This window comes from Streptomyces sp. PU-14G (genome assembly GCF_041028275.1).
Taxonomy (GTDB): domain Bacteria; phylum Actinomycetota; class Actinomycetes; order Streptomycetales; family Streptomycetaceae; genus Streptomyces.
On the sequence record NZ_JASKYT010000635.1, the window covers coordinates 1 to 2,864 of the forward strand.

Below are 2,864 nucleotides of genomic sequence, written 5' to 3' on the forward strand. Positions count from 1 at the left end.
GGGCGCGGGTGGGGGCGGCACCGCGCGGGGTGAGCGGTGTTTCCGGCAGGGAGCGGCGCATCGGCTAGCGCCTTCGGCGGCGCGCCTGCCAGAACGCCGCGAGGCCCAGGATCGCGACGGCGGCGATGCCCGCGGTCAGGCCCAGGCCGGACGACATGCCCTCGCCGCCGGCGCCACTGCCGCTGCCCTCGTCACCGCGGGCGCTGTGGTCACGGCCTTCTCCCTCACCGCTGTTGTCACTTCCGCCGTTCCCGGAGCTTTCGTCGCTGCCTGCCTGCTCGCCGCACCCCTTGGCGGGGTAGTGGTCGATGGCGCACAGCAGGGAGCCCGAACCGTAACGGAGCGGGGAGGCCACCTTGGCCAGGACCTCGGCCGCCGACGCCTTCTCGGCCACGAGGGCGCACCGGGTCCTGGGGGCGGGCGGCGCCGTGGAGTCGCCCTCGGGGGCGTCGGCGCGGGTGCCGAAGTCGATGCGGACGGCGACGCGCTTGCTGCCGTCCTCGGGCTCGGTCTTCTCGCAGGCCGCCGCGAACGTCGTGGTGCCGCGCGGCTTCTTGGCCTGCCGGGAGTCCTCGCTCAGGGCGAAGCGGAAGCCGAGGGTGTCACCGTCGTCGGGGCGTTGGGTGGCCGGGCCCTCGGTGGCGTAGGACCAGGAGCCGTCCTCGTTCTGCTGCCAGAAGGACCAGTAGCGGTACCCCGTTCCGGCCGCGGGCCGCACGGAGTCGGCGGCGTGCGCCTGCGGGGCCTGCAGCGCGAACACGGCGAGAAGGACGGCCAGGAGCGCGGCCACAGCGGCGCCTGTCCTGGTCCCGGCCCCGGTCCCGGTCCCGGCCTTGGCCTGAGTCCGGGCCCCCGCCGCCCCGAGTGGCCGGGCGGCGGCCTTGGTCCGAGCTCCGGTCCCTGCCGCCCCGAGTGGTCGGGCGGCCGTCCGCAGGGCGGTGCGCACCGTGCGGCCCCTCACAGCTGCTGCCTCTTGCGCCGGCCGCTCAGCAGGATGCCGAAGCCGGCACCGACGGCGAGGCCGACGAGGATGAACGCCCACACCGGGATGGTGCCGCCGTCGTCCTTCTTGCCGGACTCGGAGGAGTCGTTGTCCGCGTCGGGCAGTCGGGCGGGTCGGGGGCCGGTGTCGGTCAGCCGGGCGAGCAGATCGGTGCCGCCCAGCTTCGCCGGATCGCCGCCGGTGGCGCGGGAGGCGAGCATGAGGGCGCTGAGGGCGGCGGGATCGTCCTTGGACTTGTCCCACTTGTCGAGATTGTCCGCCAGCCACGTGAGGGAGGACTTCGCTTCGCTGCGGTGGCCGCCCGCCGCCAGGGCGATCACGGCGTCCGCGGTGTTGGCGTAGTCGGGCTGTTCCTTGTCCTCACCCGGCGTGACCATGGAGAAGTGGCCGCCGTTCTTCTTCAGGGCCGAGGCCAGGTAGGCCGCGCCCGCGCCCGCGGCCTCCGTGCGCCCGCCGGGCACGCCCTCGTCGCCCCCGCCCCCCTCGCTGTCTCCTTCATCCTTCGCGCTTCCGCTTCCGGCCGCACATTTCAGCGGCGTCACCGGCTTGCTCTTGGCGTCCTTGTCCCGCGGTTCGACGAGGACGCCCTCGCCCAGGGCCGCGAGCGAGGCGGCGGCGGTGGCGTCGTTGTTCGGGGCCAGCCTGCCCTTCTTGTCCGGCTGGTAGGCGAAGGCGCCCTGTTGGCCCGGCGCCTCCTCGATGCCCTTGGAACCGCAGGTGAGCTGGAAGGACAGCAGCGCGTCGTACGGGGACGCGCCGCCTTGCGCGGTCGTCTTCCCCGGGTCCTCGCCCGCGGCGTGCAGGGCGCCGATGGCCAGCGAGGTGGAGTTGGCGTCGGAGGGCGCGTCCGCCCCGGAGCCCCAGCCGCCGTCCTTGTTCTGGACGGAGATCAGCCAGTCCACGCCCTCGCGGACCTCCTCGCCGCGTCCGCCGACCGCCGCGAGGGCCTGCACGGCTAGGGTCGTGGCGTTGACGTCCGACGGATTGGCGTCCGGATCGCACTTCTTCGCCGGGTCGGCGCGGTACGCCGTGAACGAGCCGTCGGCGCACTGCTGGCCCGTGAGCCAGTCCACGGCCTTCTTCGCGGGCACAGCACCGGCACCGTCCAGGGCGAGCAGTGCCATCGACTGGCGCCACACCCCGTCGTACTGGGGATCGGCGTCGCCGTAGAGCCCGTCGGGCAGGTCGGACGGCTTCGCGGCCGGTGCCGAGCCGGGGGCCGCGACGGCGCGGGAGGGGGCCGAGGCCGCCGGAGCGGCGGCGGATGCCACGGGGGCGGCGCTCGCGCACAGCACGGTGGCGGCGGCGAGGACCGTGGCGCGGCGGCGACGCGGTGACATGGCGAGTGCCTTTCGGTGACGGAAGCGGACCGCAGCCGGGCACGGCCGCCCCGCCGTACGGGCCGCACGATCGCGCGGTCCGCACCACGGTGCACCGGGCTCGGCTCCGTATACCTCGACGGTGCCGGTGGCCTGTCCGGCCACGGGAGCCCACCTTCGACCGGGTGCTCCGGCTCGCGACCGCCGAAGGGCGTCGTCCGCGCGCACGCCGTGCGGCTGCGGTGCGGCCACGTACACGGCGGTACGGACGACGACGCTGCGGTGGTCTGCTCACGGTTGCGGGTCAGCGCCGGATTCGCACCGGCTTCCCCCGGTCGGAGGCGTTGTTCGTCTGTCGGCCACTGTAGCGGGAGCGGTCACCCGGCGACTCCCTCGGCCCTGAGCGGCCCGCACCCCCGTCCCGGGCAGGGGAAGCCGGCTCCCTGGGACGCCTGCCCGAGAGAGGCGGTCGGATGCCGGATGACCTGCGGCGGAGGGCCGTGGCGTGAGGCCCGCGGGAGCCGGGCGTTGGGAGGCGGGAC

General features: G+C 75.1%; 2 protein-coding genes and 1 riboswitch. Both genes read right to left on the bottom strand.

Annotated features, from left to right (window positions below):
• Nucleotides 1-64 precede the first annotated feature (64 nt).
• The gene (locus AB8Z75_RS34260; protein ID WP_369208944.1) at nucleotides 65-790 is read right to left on the bottom strand and encodes an SCO2322 family protein; all 726 of its coding nucleotides are present in this window, start codon (nucleotides 788-790) and stop codon (nucleotides 65-67) included.
• A gap of 167 nt (nucleotides 791-957) precedes the next feature.
• On the bottom strand, nucleotides 958-2,343 hold the full coding sequence (locus tag AB8Z75_RS34265) for a prenyltransferase/squalene oxidase repeat-containing protein (protein WP_369208946.1): 1,386 nt from the start codon (nucleotides 2,341-2,343) through the stop codon (nucleotides 958-960).
• A gap of 162 nt (nucleotides 2,344-2,505) precedes the next feature.
• Nucleotides 2,506-2,654: riboswitch (cobalamin riboswitch) on the bottom strand.
• Nucleotides 2,655-2,864 lie beyond the last annotated feature (210 nt).